Source organism: Brevibacterium sp. S111 (assembly GCF_004745075.1).
GTDB lineage: Bacteria > Actinomycetota > Actinomycetes > Actinomycetales > Brevibacteriaceae > Brevibacterium.
On record NZ_RHFH01000013.1, the window covers coordinates 45,624 to 66,009 of the forward strand.

The window sequence follows — 20,386 nt, forward strand, 5'->3', positions numbered from 1 at the left end:
TTTATTTTTGCACGGACAGACGAAGTTTCCCCAATTGCGTGCACTCGGCCGAACCCGTTTCTCGCCCGCCCTCGCAGTCATCGGCGAGGTCCTCGGCGCAGTCATCGGCGAGGTCCTTCGCGAGGTCCTCGGGGTAGTCACCGGCGGGGTCCTCGCTCGCACTCCCAGGACGGTCGCAGACGGCGCCGACGGCCCCATCGGGTGCCGTGGCCCCGTCGACGCTCACTCGCGCAGCTGGCGGCTGGTCACGAGGAAACCGTTCTCGTCGACTCCCACCCCATCGCAGCCGACGAGGAGCTCCGCTCCGATCGCGTCGGTCAGTCGGGCCACCTCGGCGCGCATGCTGCGGAATCGACGCCGCGGATTCGGTTGGTGGCGCCGGGACTCGGTGTCCATCCAGTGCACGTGGTATTCGATCTGCGGGGCATCCGTGTGGGCGGCGATGATCGGCGGCACCCACTCGGCCTCCATCACCCGGATCTCGAGGCCGCCGGCGGCCTCATCGATGTCTCCGAGCGGGACGAGCAGGGCGTAGCCGTCGAGGATGACGGGGGCCGAAGGATCGAAGAGCGGGTCGTCGATGTTCGCCTGCGCGAGCACATCTTCGTCGGGGGTGGGCAGCGACTGTTGGAAGGCGTGCGGGGCGTGGCGGCGCACGAACTCCAGGGCCACCTGCGGTTCCAGCCAGTAGGGCGAGTACAGGTAGAGGTCGACCTTCGCCTCGGGGTCGGGGATGATCACTCGCGTCGGCAGTCCGGGCTCGTCGGCCAGGCGGACTCCCGTGTGCAGGCGGGAGGCGATGGCGAGCAGGAGGCTGAGCACCCGCTCCTCCTCCCGGTCGGGCATGCCCTCGGGGAAAGCCGCATGGAGGCCGTCGGCATCGGCGAACCAGTCCGGTGGCGGGGAGGGCTGACGGTCGCGGGGACAGTCGACGACGATCGCGTGGTGGGCCCAGTCGGGGACTTCGAGGGCGGCGGCATCCGCGGGTTCGAGGACCGTGCCGGAGCTGAGCCGCGAATGCCGACTCAGCCTCATCTGTCCGTGTTCGTCGAGCTGCGGGTGCAGGTCCGGCAGCTTGTTGTGGACGAGTGCGAGGACGTCGGAGATCTCGACGGCATCGTCGAGGAGGAGAAGGTGGAAACCCCGCAGATCCACCGAGGTGGGAGTGTCGACCGGCGCGGATGCGCGGTGATCACCGTACCCGGGGCGACCGGTCGAGGGCATCCCGGTCCGGCGCCGAGCCGGGGCGGAGGCTCCGGGCCCCGGCGCCTCAGCCGAGACGGAGGGCGCGGGCCCCGGCGACCCATCCGAGACGGAGCGCGCCGGGCCGGTGTCCGCGGACGCGGCGAGACCGCCCTGGTAGCGCGCGGCGTCGGCACGCTCGCGTTCGGCCCGTTCGGCGGCTTCGCGTTGGCGCCGCAGTTCGCGGCGGGTGATCACATGTCCCTCCGGTAGAAGTTCAGGTGCGAACGGGATGCGGTCGGGCCGCGCTGGCCCTGGTACCGGTTGCCGGTGGCAGCGGAGCCGTAGGGGTTGACGGCAGAGGAGCTGAGGCGGAAGAAGCACAGCTGCCCGATCTTCATACCCGGCCACAGCGTGATCGGCAGGGTTGCGACATTGGACAGTTCCAGGGTGACGTGACCGCTGAATCCGGGGTCGATGAATCCGGCCGTCGAGTGCGTGAGCAGGCCGAGCCGGCCCAGCGAGGACTTCCCTTCGAGCCGTGCCGCGACATCGTCGGGCAGAGTCACGAGTTCGTGCGTGGAGGCGAGGACGAACTCGCCGGGGTGCAGTACGAAGGGCTCTCCCGGTGCAGCCTCGAGGAAGCGGGTGAGTTCGGGCTGTTCGAGGCTCGGATCGATGACCGGATATTTGTGGTTGTCGAAGAGCCGGAAGTACCGGTCGAGGCAAACATCGACACTGGCCGGTTGGATCAGCGAAGGGTCGTAGGGGTCGAGGGCGATGCGGCCGGAGTCGAGCTCGGCGCGGATGTCGCGGTCGGAAAGCAGAGTCACGTATCCGATGGTAGTCGTTCCGGCCCCTTCACGCTCGAGATCCGACGGCTCGCCAGCTCAGAATTTCCCTCCGACTCTGCGCGACACGCCGCACGTAGGTCACAAACCGATAACGATTACTCCAATTTATGCTGGTTTTTCCCCGTGTGTCTCCCCATAGGCGCTGATGAATGCTTTAGAGTTATGAGCTGTACGGACCCGCGCACGATGGTGCCTTCCCCTTCTTAAGCCAAGGAATGCCGGGAGTCCCATCGCCTTTCGTGGGTAGACAACAATCGAAAGGCATTACTGTGAAGACCTCGCGTCTTGTGCTTGCCCCCGCAGTAGCCGTTGCTTTGACAGGTCTTGCTGGCGCCCCGGCGTTCGCAGCGACAGAGTCCACCGCTTCGGTACCTCAGCAACCGCTGTGCGCCCAGGGCGACCAGCAGTCATCGAGCGACTCCGAAGCCGACTCCTCGGTACCCGAAGAGTCGGATCCTCAGGCGACCCTTGCGCACGCGCAGGTCACCCGGGCCGATATCGCGAACAGCAAGAAGGGAATCGGCTTCTCCGGAACCGGATTCACCGCAGATGAGAAGGCCACCGTGACCGTCATCGGCACCGATGGCACCGACTACACCCCACCCAAGAAGCTCACGGTCGACGAGAAGGGTCAGGTGTCCGGCACCTACTTCTTCACCGCGACCGAAGACGCACAGGTGCCTGTCGGCGAATACTCGCTCTACCTCACGGATCTCAAATCGGAGAAGAAGTCGTCGAAGGTGACCTTCGAGGTCGTCGCTTCGGATTCCGATGTCGACGATTCCGACCCGACCGGTGACAACTGCGAATCGGCCACCGGTCCGATCAAGGATCCCAGTGAGACCGACGAGCCGTCGGAGACGAAGACCGACGAGCCCTCCACCGAGGCTCCGGAACCGTCGGAGACGAAGACCGACGAGCCGTCTACCAAGGCTCCGGAACCGTCGGAGACGAAGACCGACGAGCCCACGACCAAGGCGCCGGAACCGACCGAAACCGACAAGACGGATGAGGCTCCGGCCCAGGCCCCGACCGAGACGGACGAGGCCGAGAGCGACGAACCCACGTCCGAGGCTCCGAAGCCGACCGAAACCGACGGCGACGAGTCCTCCGCGGCCCCGAAGGACGAGAAGTCCGAGGACAAGGAATCCGAATCCACCGGACCGGCCAGCCCCGGAACCGAGGAGAAGGAAGCTCCGGCCGCTGCCAAGCAGTCGCTCTCCATCGACCCGACCGAGATCAGCTCCGAGGACTTCCTCGACAAGGGCATCAAGCTCGGCGTCAGCGGAGCGCAGCCCGGCGAGAAGGTCACCATCACGGTCGAGCACGCCCAGGGCAAGGTCGACCGCTACACGATGACCAAGCAGGCCGACTCCGAAGGCAAGGCCACGTTCGGTGTCCAGGCCAAGGTCAAGGCTGTGCTCGGCACCTACAACGTCCGTGCCCAGGCCGAGAGCTTCGATGAGCCTCAGGGCGGAAGCTTCACGGTGCTGACCAACGGCACGGCTGTCGACGAAGGCGGAAGCGACTCGGGCGCTGCCGGCAGCGATCTGCCGCGCACCGGTGCCGAGATGACCGGACTGGCGCTGGGCGTCGGCCTGCTCGCCGTCGGTGCCGCAGCCGTCATCATCACCCGTCGGCGGATGAACGCCTCCGATGATCCAGCGGAGTTCTAAACACAGTTGAACGATGAATTGTCCCTCGCGGGGCTGCAGCTCGACGGACGCGAGATCGATCTAGGACGTCTGCGAGCAGGGACAATGCTCGGACTCATGGGCAGCCCGGACAGCACCACTGCGGTGGTGCTGTCCGCGGCGACCCTGCCCCACGTCGCACCACCGCCACGCTTCCCGACCGGATCCCGGTCGGGTCGTTCGCGTGTGCGCAGCTGGATGAAGAAGTACCTGCGTGAAGCCGATGCCGGATCTGGGGAGGCGGCATCGGCAGCGTCTCAATCCGCTGCACTGACAGCATTCGGTCTGCGTCCGGAGGTCCTGCGCCGCCGGATCACGGATCTCGAAGCGACCGATCGTGCCCGCCTCGCCCTGGCCGCGGCCTGGGCGAGCGGCGCGAAGTGGCTGACGTTCATCGATCCCTTCGCTTCGGTCCCGAGCCACCTGCGCACGGGACTGCGCAACCGCTTCGCCGAACTCGTCGCCCACGAGGGGCGCGGAGTCGTGTTCAGCTCCAATTCGCTCACCGACCACACCATCGCCGAGGCGGGGGTGGCCGATATCGAAAAGGACCAGCTCGTCGCATTCGGATCCCTGGAGCAGATCGTCAGCGAGCCCAGGGGCTCACTGCCTGCCGAGCTCAGCGGAGTCAACGTCTATTCGGGCCTGGCCCGCAAAGGATGGCTGTTCATCGGCCATTCGGCCGTGCGCGCCCGCACCGAACTCGACGGGAAGGTCTTCGTCACCCTCGGGTGGCGTGCCGCCCTCCTGTCACTGGACGAACACGACCCGGCGTTCACCTCGGCGACGGTGTTCGAAGCCATCGTCACCGGATTGCGTGATCGCGGTACCTGCCTGCAGGCGAAGCTCTCGCCGGTCGACACCGAGATGGGGCTCGCCCTCGACGTCGACCTGGCCGACCTCGCCGGTGTGCCGGACCGAAGGCCTGCGGGCACCGATGATGCGGAGGACGCCCCGGACGGGGACGAGGAGCCATCGGCTGCGGGAGACGCGACCGCAGACGGCCGGTCCTCGGCCGGTTTCGGCATCATCCACCCCGGCCTCGGCGCCACGATCACCGAACTGCGTGAAAACGTCAGGGTCGGCACCCACGTCTTCGTCGAGGTCGACACCTCCGCACTGCATGCCTACCCGGTGGAATGAGGCTCGGCAGATAGACTGAGACCTGCTCAGTCCCCGCTCAGTCCCCAATCGAATCAGGAACGACATGCGAACCTCGCGCAGACTTCTGATCTCGGCGCTGACGGTCGTCGTCCTCACGGTCGCCGCCGTTCCTCTCCTCAACTTCACCCTCTACACACCCGCCCGCGCCGCCGAAGCCTATATCGGTGCGCTCGAACAGGGTGACGCGAATCGTGCTTTCTCCTATCTCTCCGCGCCGACTCCGAACTCGACGTTGGCGCTCAGCGATGAGGTGCTTTCGGCGGCCCCCGATCTGCCGCGGGAAGCCGAAGCGAAGACTCTGTCCGTCGACGGCGATCACGCGAAGGTCCGCCTCAGCTTCAACCTCTCCTCGCAGGAGCAGACGATCGATCTGACGATGGTCCGGCTGCCCGCGAGCGCGGGGCTCTTCGACCGGTGGGCCATCGAACAGAAGGAGTGGCCGACGCTGTCACTCAACGTCTCCGGTTCGTCGACGGCGACGATCAACGGCTATGGGGTCAGCACCGGAAAGGTGCCCGTGCTGTTTCCGGCCAGCTACCTCGTCGGCTTCGATGCGACGTATCTGAAGTCGAAGTCCGAACGCGCCGAGGTGACCGCTCCCGGCGACTCTCCCACCGTCACGCTGTCGCCCGAACCGACGGCCAAGCTCGAAGAGACCGTCGAACAGCAGGTCACCGACCATCTCAAGGACTGCATGAAGTCGAAGACCCTCATGCCCTCGGGCTGCGTCTTCGGCTACGACACGGACAACACGATCATCGGCGACATCACCTGGTCACTCGAACGCAGCCCGCAGATCGGCCTGACCTCGTCGGGCAACGACCTCGAACTCACCCCGTCGACGGTCGAGGTGCGGGTCAAGGGCCGCTATCGAGACATCGTCACCGCGGCCGAACACGACCTCGACGAGAAGCTCTCCTTCGTCCTCGGCGGCTCCGTGGTCGTGAAGTCGTCCCGGGTCAGCTACGAGCCGCGCCGCCTCGGTGACGTCTCCGTGGTCTGATGCGTGCGGCGTCGTCTCATGCGGATGGCGTCGTCCGATGCGTACCGCGCTGAGCGCATGCTGCCGAGCGAACGGCACTTGAACCAACGGCGCTGGGCCGAGCGTCTCAGGTGCCGCGCAGATCGAGGTTGAGTTCGTTCGGTGCCGAGTCCGCGAGATCGACCGGAATGCCCCAGTCCTGCTGATAGAGGTGGCAGGCCGCGTGCAGGGGGATCTCTCCCCCGGGCTCGCCGTCACAGGCGGCGGCTCGAGCGGTCACATGGAGCACTCCCCCGTCGAGATCCGGGTTGATGACGATCTCGCGGTTGAGCCCCTCGGCTCCTCCATCGCCGGAGACGATGAGCTCGGGCGGGGTCGCTGAGACCTGCAGGAACGTGGGATCTCCCCACCGGTCGTCGAGCTTCTGCCCCGCGGGCACCGTGAAGCTCACGCTCAGCGACACCGGGCCGGAGGCGATTTCGGTCGACGGTCGCTTCGTCGTCAGCGCCCCCTCGTCGACCGTCTGGGCGTCCTTGGGCAGTCTCACCCTCGTCAGCGCGTGGGAGGCGGACTCGACGACGAGGAGCTCGGCCTCACTCGAGGACTCGGAGCCGCCGTCGGGGTCATCACCTCGGCCGGAGGAGTCGCCGTCGCCGGCTGCTGAGTCGACGACGAGGATGTCCGAGGGTTCACGCAGACCGCGGGCCAGGGTCGTCACTTCCTCGGTGTGCGGGTCGTAGCGGCGGATGGCCCCGTTGTAGGTGTCGGCGATCGCGATGGACCCATCGGGCAGGGCGCGCACTCCCAGCGGATGCTGCAGGCGCGCCTCGGCGGCGGGGCCGTCGCGGAATCCGAAGTCGAAGAGGCCGACTCCCACGAGCGTGGTGACTTCACCGGTGACGGGGTCGAGGCGACGAATCGCCGAAGTCTCGGAATCGGCGATGAGCACCTGACCGTCGGCGTCGAGGTCGAGGCCCGAGGACTGGGCGAACCACGCGGATTCGGCGTCTCCGTCGCTCAGCCCCTCATTCATCGTGCCCGAGAGGATGCGGATCGCTCCGTCCTTCGGATCGAACGACCAGATCGTGTGGTTGCCGGCCATCGCCACGACCACCTCGGCGGTGGAGGGGACGAAGAGGACGTCCCACGGCGACGAGAGCTTCACGTCGAGCCCGGGGCCGTCGTATCGTCCCAGTTCACCGTGTTTGCCGCGGACATTGTCGATGGCGCCGACCATGTGCTGCTGCCCGGTGCCGGCGATGGTCGTCACGGTTTCGGATTCGAGATCGATCCCGCGCAGGGTGTGGTTGACGGTGTCGGCGACGACGATACCGTACCCGACCTCGGCGGCGAGGTCGTCGGGCAGCACGGTGATGCCGCCGGGCTCGCTGAACGACGCCGAAGCGAAGTCGCCGTCCGCGGCCCCGCGCTCTCCCGTGCCGATGCGGCGGATGATCGTGGTGCCGTCGGCATCGTATTCGACGAGGCCGTGGTGGCCGGAGTCAGCGACGAGGAGATGCCCGGAGGGCAGACGAGTGACCTTGCCGGGGTAGAACAGGTCTGTTTCGGGTGCCGGCGGCGGAACGTAGGGGCCGTCACCGGAATGCAGCGTTCCCTTGGCCGAATGCTCGTCGATGAGGCCTTCGATGATCTCGGTGAGCCCAGCGGCGTGGCCCTCTCCGGACATCGTCGCCACGAGGTAGCCCTCAGGGTCGATGACGGCCAGGGTCGGCCAGGCGCGAGCGGTGTAGGCCTGCCAGGTGACGAGGTCCGGGTCATCGAGGACGAGGTGTTCGACCTGGTAGCGTTCCACGGCCTGGTCGACGGCCTCGACGGTGCGTTCGAACTCGAACTTCGGCGAGTGGACGCCGATGATGACGAGTTCCTTCGCGTACTTCTCCTCGAGGGGACGCAACTCGTCGAGGACGTGGAGGCAGTTGATGCAGCAGAAGGTCCAGAAGTCGAGGAGGACGACCTTGCCGCGCAGGTCGGCCAGGGTCAGCTCCTTGCCGCCGGAGTTCATCCATCGGCGCCCGACGAGTTCGGGGGCCCGGACCTTCACGGCGTGCGAGGCGGCGGTCTGCGGAGTGGAGTTCATGCCTCCATCTTCACAGATCCGGCGCCGAGGTGGCAGTCCGGGTGTCACGATGTGACCGGTCAGACGGGCCGGTCAGACGGACAGGTTCCGAGGGACCGGTTCAGACGGACCGGTCAGACACGGACCGGTTCAGACGGGGACGAGGATGGGAGTGTCGATCCCTTCGGCTTCGAGGCGGCGCACGCGCTGGCCGTAGACCGCTTCGACGAGTTCCTCGCTCAGCGCCTGTCCCGGGGGACCATCGGCGACGAGGCGACCGTCGCCGAAGACGAGCACCCGATCGGCGTAGCGCAGAGCGAGGTTGAGATCGTGGAGGACGACGATGACTGCCGCCCCTTCGTCGCGCAGGCGTCTGACCGAGCGCAGGAGTGACTCCTGATGCCTGAGGTCGAGCGCGGCGGTGGGCTCGTCGAGGAAGATGATCGGCGTCGTCTGCACCCTCGTGCGCGCATAGGACACGCGGGCGGCCTCCCCACCGGAGAGCGTGGTGATGTCACGATCCTCGAAGCCGCACAGGTCCGAATCGGCGATCGACTCGGCAACGAGGCGGTCATCGCGGTCGACGTCGACGTCCCAGGGCAGGCGCCCCATGTGGACGGCCTCCTCGACGCTGAAGGCGAAGTTCGCACTGTTGTGCTGAAGCATCACCGAGCGCCTGCGGGCCAGCGGCCCGGACTTCCATGACCTCACCTCCGTGCCGGCGATCTCGACGGTGCCCCGGGTCGGAGCGATGTCGCCGGCCAGAAGGGAGAGCATCGTCGATTTTCCCGCTCCGTTCGGGCCGACGAGCGCGACGACCTCACCGTGGCGGAGACTGAACGAGATCCCGGAGACGAGTTCCCGTCCATCCACGCAGAAGGTGACATCCTGGGCCCGGACGACCGCCTCGGCGGACGTGGTCGCCTGCGGCTGAGGGCCGGAGCCGTGGGCATCGGGGGTGCGGCTGTGTTGAGTCTTCACCATGAGCTCTTCTTCATCCGGACGACGAGGAACAGGAAGAACGGGGCGCCGACGGCCGCGGTGAACAGGCCGATCGGGACCTCCGAGGGCGGGGCGACGACGCGGGAGGCGCAGTCGGCGGCGACGATGAGGATCGCCCCGGCGATCGCGGAGATCGGCAGCAGGCCGCGGTGGCCGGGGCCGACGATGATGCGCACGATGTGCGGAACGACGAGGCCGACGAATCCGATCGCGCCGGCGAAGGCGACTGCGGCACCCGTGAGCAGTGCGGTGGCGATGATGATGATCAGACGGCTGCGTCGGACATTGAGGCCGAGGTGTTGGGCTTCGCGTTCGCCGAGCGTGAGGACATCGAGGGCACGCGAGTTGACCAGGACGATGGCAAGACCGATGAGGAAGATCGGCAGGGTCGCCCAGAAGTGCGGCCAGATCACCTTCGCCAGCGACCCCATCTGCCAGAAGGTCAGCGTCTGGAGCTGCTGGTCGTCGGCGATGAAGGTGAAGAACCCGGTCAGCGCCTGACAGCCCGACCCCACGGCGATGCCGACGAGCAGCATCCGCGAGGTGCCCGTGTTGCGTCCGGGACGCGCCAGCACATAGATGAGTCCGGTGACGGCGAGGCCGGCGAGGAAGGCCCCGATGGGCAGCAGCCAGGTGATGCTGCTGCCCGCGAGCACGATGACGCTCACAGCACCCGCCGAGGCTCCGCCGCTGACCCCGATGATCCCGGGGTCGGCGAGGGGGTTGTTGAACAGGCTCTGCAGCGCCGCGCCCGAGATCGCGAGGGCCGCGCCGACGAGCACTCCCATGAGCACGCGGGGCACGCGCAGCTGCCAGACGACGGAGACGTCGCGCTGGCTGAGGTCGGCACCGTCGACGACACCCAGTTGGGCCCCGACGATGCGCGCGACCTCGGCGAGGGGGATCCGCAGCGGACCGACCGAAGCAGAGACGGCCATGAGCACCGCAAGCACCGCCAGGCCGATGATCACGCAGGTGAGCAGCGGGAGTCGGCGGACGGTGTGGCGCGCCTCGGTGCCCGAGCCGGCCCTGCGGCCTCGCCCAGCGGAGCCGGTCGGGGCCGCAGGATCGACCGAACGCCCGAACGCCGCCGAGGCGCCGGTGGCGTCCGCGTTCTCGGTGGCATCCGGTCCGGCCGGGGCGCCTGCGGTGCCCGGGGCGGCGGTGCGAGTCGGAGCCTTCGGGGTCACGGGAGCTTCGCGACAGCCTCGGCGAGGGCCTGAGCCCCGACTCCGATCTCAGGGCTCGAGTACTTCAGCTGAGCATCGAGCATGACGAAGACCGCGGAGTTCTGGCCTGCAGGAGTCTGATCGAGCGTCGGGAACGCCTTCCACAGGCCGTCCTCGCCGCCCCACTTCTCGTAGTCGGATTCGGCCATGACGATGACATCCGGCGCCGAGGCGACGATGCCCTCATTGCTGAACTCACGGGAGTAGCCGCGCAGCTTCGACTCCGCGCCCACACTCGTGTAGCCGAGGGTCTCGATCATCTCATTGCCCGGAGTCCCAGTGCCGGCGACCGCGTTCTGCCCGCCGGCTCCCGTGGCAGTGACCTCGATGATCGACAGATCCTGCTTGCCCGAGTCCTTCGCGGTCTTCGCGGCATCGGCGAGCTGGTCGTCGACGGTCTTCGCGAGCTCTTCACCCGCCTCATCGGCACCGACGTAGGAGGCCACGGCCTTGAGTTTGTCCGATTGGGACTGCTGATCGTCCATGACCACCGCATCGGTGCCGGCGTCCCGGAACTGACCGGCGACGTCACCGTGGCGCTTCGTGTTGTCGCCGATGAACAGGGCGCCGTCCATCGCCAGCAGGCCTTCGACCCCGGTGCTCTTACTGAACTCGAAGTGCTGCGGGGCATCGATCCCCTCGGGCGCCGCCGAGTTCTCGGGCGCGGCCTCGATGTTGTCGGCCAGGCCCAGCGCGCCGAGCGTCGATGCGACGCCGTCGCCGGCGACGATGATCTTGTCGATGTCCTTGACCTCCACCTCGGTGCCGGTGCCGTCGGTGACCGTGGCAGGCAGTTTCGGTTCCGCCTCGATGCCGGAGAAGTCGCTCGTACCGCCGACCTGGGACCACCCTTCGGGAAGTGGAACCGAAAGTTCGGAACCCGCCGCTTCTGCCGGGGTATCGTCTGCGGCCTCGGATCCGGTGCCGCCGCAGCCGGCGAGTGCCAATGCGCACACGGCGCCGATGATCGAAAGTCCTGTTCTCATTGCTCTCCTCAAGAGGGACGTCGGCCACGGTGTGGACCGGCGCTGTCATGCCCGACGACCGTCCGCCGCGGGCAACGTCATCGTCTGTCGCAGTCAGCGCGCCGTCGGGCAACGATCCGGGTCGGAGATCTCAGCAGCGACCAGGACACCTACATTGGCAAGGCTAACCTAATCGACTAGACTAGCAACGTTGCCAGTCGGCTTGTCCACTCGCCGTCACAGTTGCTCACAATGTGGGCGGCGAGGCGGGGCCGGACAGGCGGACGGATGACCGCCGTCAGAGAGCCGCCGCAGAGAAGGAGAGCTTCGTGCGATTCAGCGAGATTCTCACCGAGTTCTCCACCATCAATGCTGGCCAGAGCGCCGACCTCGGAAGTCGAGAGGCATTGTTCTGGGAGGAGGTCACGCGCTCCGGCACACCTCTCGTCGACGCCTGCGAAGATGACCCCGGTCAGTGCGATGTCACGTTCCTCTACCGCGCAGTCGATCCCACTATCCGCAGTGTGAGACTTTCGGCCAATCGGGTGACCGATAAGCACCGGCAGGATGCCGGCGTGATGACTCCGGTCCCGGGCACCGGGATCTGGGGCGTGACGCTGCGACTGCCGGCCGACCTCCGGTGCTCCTACGGTTTCAGCCCCTCGGCCTCCGAGACTCCCGAGCCTCTGGGTTCTCCGCAACGGCCCGGGCCGGCCGTCCTCGTCGACCCGCTCAACCTCGATCCGCCGCTGACGCGCCCGGACCAGCCGGGACCGGGCGAGGGCTCGTCGGTGTTCTCCGGCCCGCACGCCCCCGACCACGGGACGTGGCTCTTCGACGCGGGACCGGCGCCCATCGATACGGATCGTGATGCGGTGGCGGGCAGCCGCCTCGGCGAAGACTGCGACAGCCGACTCTTCGTGGCGGGCGACCGTGAGATCGGCGATGTCAGCTGCCCCGTGCGAGTGTCTCTGCCGAGCGGCGCTGCCCCGGCCGGTGTCCTCGTGCTCTTCGACGGGCTTCAGTGGTTCGACCATCTCCGGGTGGATCGGGCCGTGGCCGCGGCCGGACTGCCGGACCTCATCATCATCGGCATCGGCACCCGCACGGTGGAACAGCGATCGCACACCCTGGCCGGCAATGACGCGTTTCTGCGCAGCGTGGCCGATGAGCTGGTGCCCGCGATCGAAGCCGAAGCGGCCGCACACGGATGTCCTGTGCCCGAGGACGCCCGCCGAATCATCTGCGGTCAGAGCCTCGGCGGGCTGTCGGCGCTGCTCATGGCCCAGGTCAGCCCCGGCACCTTCGACGCCGTGCTCGCCCATTCTCCGTCGCTGTGGTGGCGTCCCGGCGGGTCGGCGACGCCAGCGGATCTCGCCGAGATGACCGGGGACGACTGGACGGCAGCGCGTTTCCTCGCCTCGGGTTCAGGTGCGAATGTGCATACGGCGAGGGCGGCTGAAGGGGCGGGGCCGGATGCCGCCGCCGGAGTGGGTGCGCGAACAGACGGGTCCGGAGCAGGTTCACGGACGGCCAGGGCCGGGGTGGGCGCTGAGCAGGTCCACCTCGCCGTCGGAGATCGTGAAGGTCCCATGGTCGATCGCGCCCGGCGGATGGCCGAGGTTCTTCACGACCTCGGATGCCGCACCTCGCTGTCGGTCTACTCCGGCGGACACGATTTCGCCTGTTGGCGTGTGGAACTCATCGCCGGTCTGCGCCACGCGTTCGAACCGTCCCCCTCGCGCCCCGCCGATGGTGAGACGCGGGTCGGCTCAAATACTCAGGAGTAGTCGCGAGCACCGAAGATGCTCGAGCCGACGCGCACGATCGTCGCCCCCTCGGAGATCGCGAGCTCGAAGTCACCGCTCATTCCCATCGACAGTTCGGTCGCCTCGGCGGGCATGACACCGGACTCCCGCAGGCGTTCGCTGAGTTCGCGCAGGTCGGAGTAGCTGGGACGGATCACGTCGGGGCTGCTGCCGGGAAGACCGATGGTCATCAGGCCGCGCAGCCGCATCCGGTCGAGCGTCCTCGTCTCGGTGATCAGCGCCTCGGCGTCCTCGGGAGCGACACCGAACTTCGAATCCTCCCGGGAGGTGTTGACCTGAACGAAGTAGTCGAGGGTTTCGTCGAGCACGCCAAGACGATTGTTGATCTTCTCAGCCAAGGGGAGGTTGTCGACGGACTGGATGCAGCTGGCATGCCGCAGCGTGTGGTTGACCTTGTTCCGCTGCAGAGGACCGATGAGGTGGGTCTCGGGGTTGAGGTCAGCGATCGCTTCCGCCTTGCCGGTGATCTCCTGAACCTTGTTCTCCCCGATGAGAGTGAACCCGTGCTCGAGGGCGACTCGGATCTTCTCGGCCGGCTGGGTCTTCGTCGCCAGGAGCACCCGCACCTCATCACCGCTGCGGCCCGCCGATACGGCGGCGGCGCGGGCACGCTCGGCCACCTCGTCGAGGTTGCCGGTGATTCCGGCGATGACGTCCGGGGACAGCGAGGAGGATGAATCAGTCGTACTCATGCCTCCAGTCTTCCACGAGCCGCACGAAGTTTCAGGTCGCCGAGGCGGTGCGGACCCCAGGGTCTCGGCGCTGGTGCCTCGATGCGGACGGCGCTGCCGCCTCGGCGCCGGTTCTTCGGCCTTACTTCGGCAGTCCCTCGGCGTTGGGGTCGATGTTCTTGATCAGGGCCGTGGTGTCGAGGCCGCCGAGATCCTCATCCATGAGCTTCTGCAGCTGTGCGTGGACGAGTGACGCAGCGGGGAGGTCGACGCCCTGAGTCTCGGCGCCGGCAAGAGCCAGGCCGACGTCCTTGTGCATGAGCGCGGTGGCGAAGCCGGGCTTGAAGTCGTTGTTCGCCGCCGACGTCGTCGTCACACCGGGCACCGGGTACCAGGTGCGCAGCGGCCAGGAGTCGCCCGAGGACACCTTCGCGATGTCGTAGAAGACCTTCGGGTCGAGGCCGAAGCGCTCGGCGAGGACAGCGCCCTCGACGACACCCTGCAGGCTGATCGAGAGCATCATGTTGTTGACGATCTTCGCGGCCTGACCGGCGGCGTCGCCACCGGCGTGGAAGATGTTGCCGGCCATCGCCTCGATGAAGGGGCGGGCCTCTTCGACATCGGCGTCGGCGCCGCCGAGCATGAAGGTCAGGGTGCCCGCCTCGGCGCCGGTGACACCACCGGAGACCGGGCCGTCGACGAGACGGAAACCGGCCTTGGCCGCCTCCGCGTGGAGGACGCGTGCGGAGTCGAAGTCGATCGTCGAGGAATCGACGAGGAGGGTCTTCGCATCCGCGTTGGCCAGGACACCGTCGGGCTCGAGGTACGCGGTGCGGGCATGCTCACCCTTGGGCAGCATCGTGAACACGATATCGGCACCGGCGACCGCCTCGGCGATCGAATTCACGGGGTTGACACCGTGCTCCGCGGCTGCAGCCACGGCTCCGGGGACGAGATCGTAACCATTGACGGTGTGACCGGCCTTGACCAGGTTCGCAGTCATCGGGCGGCCCATATTTCCCAGGCCCACCCATCCAATCGTCGACATAATATGCCTCCTCGCATCATGTTCTTCTGGTATGCAGTGTTCCCTCTCACAGTACGCCAGTCGGTCGGCGCACGCCCGGTCCGAACGCTCACCTCTTCCGCACCGGATATGTGCGTACACGCAGATAGAATGGACGGACTATGGCCACCTATGCACCCAGCGGTTCCGGCCAGCAGATCGCCCCCGAGGATCTGCTGACTCTGCTCGCTGTCGCTCGATTGGGGAAGTTCACCGCCGCGGCACACAGCCTCGGCCTCAACCACACGACCGTCTCTCGCCGGATCGCAGCGCTGGAGAAGGCCTACGGCGAACGAGTGCTCGTGGCCTCTCCCGACGGATGGGAGCTCAGCGCGGCCGGACGTCAGCTGCTGCCGATCGCCGAGGACATCGAGGCCGCCCTGGGGCGGATCGACGCGCACACGAGTTCGGCGCTGTCCGGAACGATCCGGTTGGCCTGCCCGCAGGCCTTCGCCCTCGAGTACGCGGTGCCTGCGCTCACCGCGCTCCAGCAGAGCCACCCGGGGCTGCAGATCGAACTCATCACGGCCACCCAACGGGTGCGCCAGTATCGGTCCGGAGTCGACATCGAGATCGTCGTCGGCCGCCCGGACGCACCGCGGTCGATCGCCAAGCACATCCGCGACTATCGGCTCCAGCTCTACGCTTCGCAGGACTACCTCGCCGAGCATGGCCGTCCCCGCAGCCTCGACGAACTGGCCCGGCACCGGATGATCTACTACATCGAGAACTCCCTGCAGGTCGACGACCTCGACGAGGCCGCCGATGCGCTGCCGCGCGGCAACGGATTCTTCCGCTCCACCTCGGTGCACGCACACGTGCTCGCCACGTCCAACGGAGTCGGGATCGGGATTCTGCCGGACTTCCTGGCCCGCCATAACTCTCGGCTGCGGCAGGTGCTGCCCGATCAGTTCTCGAAACGGGTCTCCTATTGGGCCTCGGTCCGCCACGAATCCCTCCGCAATTCCGGAGTCCGCAGCGTCCTAGAAGTCCTCTGACCCCAATTGCTACGTGACGGCGGCCCAGCAACCTCGCGCGAGGTTGCTGGGCCGCCGTCACGTAGCAATTGGGGAGGGTCAGGCGGCGGTCCAGCCTCCGTCGATGCTGTGGGCGCTGCCGTTGATGACGGCGGCGGCATCGCCGGCGAGGAAGAGTGCGATGGCCGCGACCTCCTCGGGCTCGGCGAGCCGGGGCACCGCCGAGTGGCCGAGGAAGACCTGCTCGAGGACTTCCTTCTCACTGATCCCATTCGTCTTCGCCTGGTCGGCGATCTGCCCCTTGACCAGCGGTGTGAGCACATAGCCGGGGTTGATCGCATTGCAGGTCACACCGTGCGGCCCACCCTCGAGGGCGGTGGTCTTCGTCAGCCCCATGAGTCCGTGCTTGGCGGCGACGTAGGCGGACTTGTTCGCCGAGGCCCGCAGGCCGTGGACCGAGGACAGGTTGATGATCCGCCCCCAGCCGCGCCGGTACATCCCCGGCAGCACGGCCTTCGTCAGCACGAAGGGAGCTTCGAGCATGAGGGTGCTGATCAGCCGCCACTCCTCGAGCGGGAACTCCGTGATCGGGTGGATCCGCTGGATGCCCGCATTGTTGACGAGGATGTCGGTGTCGACATCGATCGTCTCCAGCGCCGAGGTGTCGGCCAGGTCGACGGCCCACGCTCGACCGCCGATGCCGGAGGCCACGGTTTCCGCGGCCTCCGCATCGAGATCGGCGACGGTGACCTCGGCTCCGGCCTCGGCGAGGGCCTCGCTGATCGCCTTGCCCAGTCCCGACGCGCCCCCGGTGACGAGTGCGCGTCTGCCTGTGAGTTCAACCATCTGCCTGTCCTTCCTTCGTCGTCGATGTGCCGTGGGGCCGCTGACCCCGGCGGGTCCTGTCTCAGGCGACTCCGCGACGCACCTTGTCCGCGGTGTCGAGCGAGCGCAGGTCGATGCCCTTCGTCTCACGGGTGTAGAGGAGCGCGATGAACGACACGATCGCTGCGGCGAGAAGGTAGAGCGCGATCGGAACCGACGAGCCGAATCCCTTGAGCAGAGCCGTCGCGATGAAGGGTGCGAACGATCCCGCGACGATCGCGGTCACCTGGTAGCCGGTCGAGACGCCGGAGTTGCGCATCCGGGTCGGGAACATCTCCGCCATGATCGCCGGCTGGCCGGCATACATGAGGGCGTGGAAGACCAGGCCCAGGAGCAGGGCGACGAAGATCATCACCGCGTTGCCGGTGTCGTACATCGGGAAGGCGAAGAATCCCCAGGTCGCGGTGAGCACGATGCCCACACCGTAGGGCATCTTCCGCCCGAACCGGTCGGTGGCCGCACCGACGAGCGGAACGAGGACCGCATGGATCGCGTGTGCGCCGAGCAGCAGACCGAGGATCTCGCCCGATTCGATATGCGCTTGGGTCGACAGGTAGGTGATCGAGAAGGTGACGACGAGATAGTAGTGGATGTTCTCCACGAAGCGCAGCCCCATGGCGGCGAAGACCTCACGCGGGTAGCGCTTGAACACGGCCTTGACGCCGTAGTCCACGCCTTCCTCGATCTCTTCGGCCTGGACCTCGTCGAAGATCGGGGCATCGGAGACGCGGGTGCGGATGTAGTAGCCGATGATGACGATGACGGCCGAGAGCCAGAAGGCCACTCGCCATCCCCACGACTCGAACTGAGCCTCGCTGAGGCCGGCATTGAGCGCAAGGAGCACGCCCGTGGCCAACAGGTTGCCCAGCGGGACACCGGACTGCGGGAAGGACGCCCAGAACCCGCGTTCCTTGTTCGGTGAGTGCTCGGCGACGAGCAGGACGGCACCGCCCCACTCACCGCCGACGGCGAAGCCCTGGACGACGCGCAGCAGCACGAGCAGGATCGGGGCCAGGGCGCCGATCGCCGCATAGGTCGGCAGGCAGCCCATGAGGAACGTGGCCACGCCGACGAGGACGATCGAGAGCTGCAGCAGCTTCTTGCGTCCGTATTTGTCCCCGAAGTGGCCGAAGACGATGCCGCCGACGGGACGGGCGATGAAGCCGACCGCATAGGTGGCGAAGCCGGCCAGGATCGGAGTCAGAGGATCATCCGAAGGCGGGAACAGAACGTGGAACACAAGTGTGGCTGCGGTGGCATAGAGGAAGAATTCGTACCATTCGACAACCGTTCCGGCCATCGAGGCGACGACGACCTTGCGCAGCTGTGCGCGGATCGACTTCCTCTCGGTGTTGTTCTGAGAACTCATGACTCTCCTTATTTCCACGATCCGCGTCACCGTTGAATGCGCGAATCGACTTCCACTGGCACCTGTGCCCGACCGGTCCGGTCTTCGCCGACCGCTTCTCTGCGGTTGTCGATGGCGTCGGAGCCCAGGCACATCGGCGCTCGGATATTTCTCATCCAAGCAACAGTGTGCGTCACGTTACAGACTTTTGGACAATCTCCTGGAAGGAATCCGAGAATTTCCGATGCCCATTCGTGCACACCCGATGTGCACCGTCAGCGTCGACGGCAAGTACGTCGATGAACAGCGGCGAGGGCAAGCACTCCGATGAACAGCGGCGAATCGTGCGCTGGGCCGCGCCGCTCACTGCTTCGCCTCGGGGCGACTGAGCTCAACGTCGCCGTTGGCCGATCTGGGCGTCACGTTCGGCCATCGAGGCGAGCATCGCGTTGTACGCGCGCAGCTCGGCGTCATCGGTGCGGTCCTCGTTGCGGTCGATGCGTTTGGCTTCCCTGTCTGAGGACTTCGCCCACTGCAGGGCGACCGTGATCGCGACGAACAGGGTCGGGAACTCGCCGATTCCCCATGCGATGGCCCCGCCGAGCTGTTGGTCATCGATCGCGGTGTAGCCCCATCCGGCGCCGATGTTGCCGAACCAGTCACCGGCGATGAGGACACTCGAACTCATGATCGAGATCCCGAAGAAGGCGTGGAAGGCCATCGTCACCAGCAGCATCACCAGCCGCAGAGGGTACGGCGGACGCTTCACGCCCGGGTCGATGCCGATGAGCGCCTGCCCGAACAGGTACCCGGCACCGAGGAAGTGCGCGATCATCAGTTCGTGCCCGATGTGCGTATCGAGCGCGTAGTACATGATTCCCGAGTAGTAGAAGACCACGAGGGAGCCGGCGAAGTTCACGCTCGCCACGATCGGGTGCGCGAGGAAACGCAGATACGGCGTGTTGACCAGCCACAGCACCCATTCGCGCACACCGACGGAGCCGTCCCGTCGGGCCTTCGTTCCGCGCATGAGCATTGTGATCGGCGCACCGAGGACCATCGGCAGCGGCACCACCATGACGAGCAGCATGTGCTCGATCATGTGCGCAGAGAACTGCACCTCCCCGTAGACGCGGGGCCCTGCGGAGGTGACGTAGACAAGGAAGACCATGCCGATCAGCCAGCTGATCAGGCGCAGCACCGGCCACTTGTCGCCGCGACGGCGGAGGTTGATGAAAGCGATGACGTAGGCGACCGAGGTGCCCACCGCGATCGCGATCCACAGCGGATCGATCGCCCACTGAGTGAAGTAGTGCTCCAGGTTCGGCTTCGGCGGGAGCGGATCGCCGGTGAGGATCTCGGCCGGGGTGGGGTCACCGACCGGTTCCTGCGGCACCGGCGGCTGCGACCGCGCCAGGGCCACGGCCAGTCCCATGGTGGCACCGAAGATGATGAATTCGACGGCGATGAGACGCCAGAATTCCACCGTCGCCGAGGCGGCTGTGCCCAATCGTGCGATGACGAACTGACGGTGCCAGAATCCGATGAGACCCAGCAGAACCGTCGCGAACGCCTTCGCCAGGATGACTTCCCCGTACGGGGTCATGAGGTCGTCGAAGCTGTGCACGCGCAGCAGCGCGTTGACGACGCCGGAGAAGACGACGAGGCCGAAGGCGATGAGCGCGATCGTCGAATACCGTTGGATGACTGCGCGAAGACCATCGGATTTCGCCAGTCCGGCACCGAGGAGGGCGATGACGAAGAGTCCACCGAGCCAGATGGCCGCACCGAGGATGTGCAGACCGAGGCTGTTGACGGCCTGCGTGTGCCCGGACGCCTCAGCCGAGTGGCCCATGAGCGCCAAGGGGATCATCACACCGACGCTGAGCACCCCGGCGGCGGCGATGCCGATATGGGAGCGGGTGCCGAAGCACAGCGTGGAGGCGATGGCGATGAGGACGACGATGAGCACCCACAGCTGCCCGTAGGCGATCTGCGTGACGAAGACGCCGAGCTGGTTCGAGAAGTCGAGGTAGGCCTGCGCACCGACGGTGTCGACGAAGGAGAACACGAGCACGGCGACGGCCGAAAGCGTCCACACGACCGAGGAGAACTCGGCGATGCGCAGAGTCTTCGTCCACAGCGGGTCGAGGGGGGCCTCCTCGGCGGCCTGTTTGTGTCGACGGCGACCGCCTGCTGTGCGCGGGAGGATGAGCACGGCGAACATGAGGGCCCCGACGGTCAGGGACATCGCGATGTTGAAGACGAACTTCGCCGCAGGCAGGCCGAAGCGGACGACGGAGCCGGGGTCGTTGAGCAGCGTGGGGTTCGCGGCTCCGGTGAAGAACAGCGCGGCCACACCGATGATGAGACCGAGGAAGACCACGATGGGGACCGCGGCACGTTGGACGAACCGAGTGATCGGTTCGAAGATTGGAGAACTCACTGCGCGCGGACCGCC

The 20,386-nt window shown here is 66.9% G+C and carries 17 protein-coding genes; 5 read left to right on the forward strand and 12 right to left on the reverse strand.

Annotated elements, in window-relative coordinates; translation table 11 throughout:
• Position 1: 1 nt before the first annotated feature.
• The 3 genes from EB836_RS14470 to dcd are packed head-to-tail and all read right to left on the reverse strand — an operon-like array spanning position 2 to position 2,015.
• Positions 2-226, reverse strand: coding sequence for a hypothetical protein (locus tag EB836_RS14470; RefSeq protein ID WP_135541633.1), 225 nt, complete (start codon positions 224-226; stop codon positions 2-4).
• Positions 223-1,440, reverse strand: a complete 1,218-nt coding sequence (locus EB836_RS14475; protein WP_240690015.1) for a hypothetical protein — start codon at positions 1,438-1,440, stop codon at positions 223-225. The genes EB836_RS14470 and EB836_RS14475 overlap by 4 nt, the downstream gene beginning before the upstream one ends.
• Positions 1,437-2,015: a dCTP deaminase gene (dcd, locus tag EB836_RS14480; RefSeq protein ID WP_135541635.1), complete on the reverse strand. Its 579-nt coding sequence runs from the start codon at positions 2,013-2,015 to the stop codon at positions 1,437-1,439. Before dcd ends, EB836_RS14475 begins: the two co-directional genes overlap by 4 nt.
• A 335-nt stretch (positions 2,016-2,350) precedes the next feature.
• Between dcd and EB836_RS14485 the strand changes: the two genes are divergently transcribed.
• The 3 genes from EB836_RS14485 (at position 2,351) to EB836_RS14495 (ending at position 5,897) form a co-directional block, all read left to right on the forward strand.
• Entirely contained in the window at positions 2,351-3,712 is a 1,362-nt protein-coding gene (locus EB836_RS14485) for an LPXTG cell wall anchor domain-containing protein (RefSeq protein ID WP_167854470.1), read from the forward strand.
• A 6-nt stretch (positions 3,713-3,718) separates the two neighbouring features.
• The gene (locus EB836_RS14490) at positions 3,719-4,873 is read left to right on the forward strand and encodes an ABC transporter (RefSeq protein ID WP_135541639.1); all 1,155 of its coding nucleotides are present in this window, start codon (positions 3,719-3,721) and stop codon (positions 4,871-4,873) included.
• Between the two features lie 64 nt (positions 4,874-4,937).
• On the forward strand, positions 4,938-5,897 hold the full coding sequence (locus EB836_RS14495) for a hypothetical protein (RefSeq protein WP_135541641.1): 960 nt from the start codon (positions 4,938-4,940) through the stop codon (positions 5,895-5,897).
• A gap of 106 nt (positions 5,898-6,003) precedes the next feature.
• Here EB836_RS14495 and EB836_RS14500 read toward each other — a convergent pair whose 3' ends face one another.
• From EB836_RS14500 to EB836_RS14515, 4 genes are all read right to left on the reverse strand, one after another.
• Positions 6,004-7,974 carry an NHL domain-containing thioredoxin family protein gene (locus EB836_RS14500; protein ID WP_135541643.1) on the reverse strand — a complete coding sequence of 657 codons (1,971 nt, stop codon included), beginning with the start codon at positions 7,972-7,974 and terminating at the stop codon, positions 6,004-6,006.
• Positions 7,975-8,103: 129 nt separating this feature from the next.
• On the reverse strand, positions 8,104-8,937 hold the full coding sequence (locus EB836_RS14505; protein WP_135541644.1) for a heme ABC transporter ATP-binding protein: 834 nt from the start codon (positions 8,935-8,937) through the stop codon (positions 8,104-8,106).
• A complete protein-coding gene (locus tag EB836_RS14510; protein ID WP_240690016.1) occupies positions 8,931-10,145 on the reverse strand; it encodes an iron ABC transporter permease in 1,215 nt (404 codons plus the stop codon). The genes EB836_RS14505 and EB836_RS14510 overlap by 7 nt, the downstream gene beginning before the upstream one ends.
• Positions 10,142-11,170 carry an ABC transporter substrate-binding protein gene (locus tag EB836_RS14515; protein WP_135541646.1) on the reverse strand — a complete coding sequence of 343 codons (1,029 nt, stop codon included), beginning with the start codon at positions 11,168-11,170 and terminating at the stop codon, positions 10,142-10,144. Before EB836_RS14515 ends, EB836_RS14510 begins: the two co-directional genes overlap by 4 nt.
• 308 nt (positions 11,171-11,478) lie before the next feature.
• On the opposite strand from EB836_RS14515, the gene EB836_RS14520 reads away from it, so the two are divergent.
• A complete protein-coding gene (locus EB836_RS14520; RefSeq protein ID WP_167854471.1) occupies positions 11,479-12,939 on the forward strand; it encodes an alpha/beta hydrolase-fold protein in 1,461 nt (486 codons plus the stop codon).
• Here EB836_RS14520 and EB836_RS14525 read toward each other — a convergent pair.
• On the reverse strand, positions 12,930-13,670 hold the full coding sequence (locus tag EB836_RS14525) for a YggS family pyridoxal phosphate-dependent enzyme (RefSeq protein ID WP_135541650.1): 741 nt from the start codon (positions 13,668-13,670) through the stop codon (positions 12,930-12,932). The two genes, EB836_RS14520 and EB836_RS14525, sit on opposite strands and share 10 nt — an antisense overlap.
• 121 nt (positions 13,671-13,791) lie before the next feature.
• A complete protein-coding gene (gene mmsB, locus EB836_RS14530; RefSeq protein WP_135541652.1) occupies positions 13,792-14,697 on the reverse strand; it encodes a 3-hydroxyisobutyrate dehydrogenase in 906 nt (301 codons plus the stop codon).
• 140 nt (positions 14,698-14,837) lie between these two features.
• Between mmsB and EB836_RS14535 the strand changes: the two genes are divergently transcribed.
• A complete protein-coding gene (locus EB836_RS14535) occupies positions 14,838-15,713 on the forward strand; it encodes a LysR family transcriptional regulator (RefSeq protein ID WP_135541654.1) in 876 nt (291 codons plus the stop codon).
• 78 nt (positions 15,714-15,791) lie between these two features.
• On the opposite strand, the gene EB836_RS14540 is transcribed toward EB836_RS14535, so the two are convergent.
• From EB836_RS14540 to EB836_RS14550, 3 genes are all read right to left on the reverse strand, one after another.
• Positions 15,792-16,538, reverse strand: coding sequence for a 3-hydroxybutyrate dehydrogenase (locus tag EB836_RS14540; RefSeq protein ID WP_135541656.1), 747 nt, complete (start codon positions 16,536-16,538; stop codon positions 15,792-15,794).
• 61 nt (positions 16,539-16,599) lie between these two features.
• On the reverse strand, positions 16,600-17,946 hold the full coding sequence (locus EB836_RS14545; RefSeq protein WP_135541658.1) for an MFS transporter: 1,347 nt from the start codon (positions 17,944-17,946) through the stop codon (positions 16,600-16,602).
• A gap of 370 nt (positions 17,947-18,316) precedes the next feature.
• Positions 18,317-20,371: a cytochrome c oxidase assembly protein gene (locus EB836_RS14550; protein WP_135541660.1), complete on the reverse strand. Its 2,055-nt coding sequence runs from the start codon at positions 20,369-20,371 to the stop codon at positions 18,317-18,319.
• Positions 20,372-20,386 lie beyond the last annotated feature (15 nt).

Excerpts from the sequence above, each read along its gene's own strand:
- EB836_RS14525 (WP_135541650.1), bottom strand. The coding sequence starts at position 13,670 with ATGAGTACGACTGATTCATCCTCCTCGCTGTCCCCGGACGTCATCGCC.
- EB836_RS14535 (WP_135541654.1), top strand. The coding sequence starts at position 14,838 with ATGGCCACCTATGCACCCAGCGGTTCCGGCCAGCAGATCGCCCCCGAG.
- EB836_RS14515 (WP_135541646.1), bottom strand. The coding sequence starts at position 11,170 with ATGAGAACAGGACTTTCGATCATCGGCGCCGTGTGCGCATTGGCACTC.
- EB836_RS14545 (WP_135541658.1), bottom strand. The coding sequence starts at position 17,946 with ATGAGTTCTCAGAACAACACCGAGAGGAAGTCGATCCGCGCACAGCTG.
- EB836_RS14540 (WP_135541656.1), bottom strand. The coding sequence starts at position 16,538 with ATGGTTGAACTCACAGGCAGACGCGCACTCGTCACCGGGGGCGCGTCG.
- EB836_RS14500 (WP_135541643.1), bottom strand. The coding sequence starts at position 7,974 with ATGAACTCCACTCCGCAGACCGCCGCCTCGCACGCCGTGAAGGTCCGG.
- EB836_RS14495 (WP_135541641.1), top strand. The coding sequence starts at position 4,938 with ATGCGAACCTCGCGCAGACTTCTGATCTCGGCGCTGACGGTCGTCGTC.
- EB836_RS14505 (WP_135541644.1), bottom strand. The coding sequence starts at position 8,937 with ATGGTGAAGACTCAACACAGCCGCACCCCCGATGCCCACGGCTCCGGC.
- mmsB (WP_135541652.1), bottom strand. The coding sequence starts at position 14,697 with ATGTCGACGATTGGATGGGTGGGCCTGGGAAATATGGGCCGCCCGATG.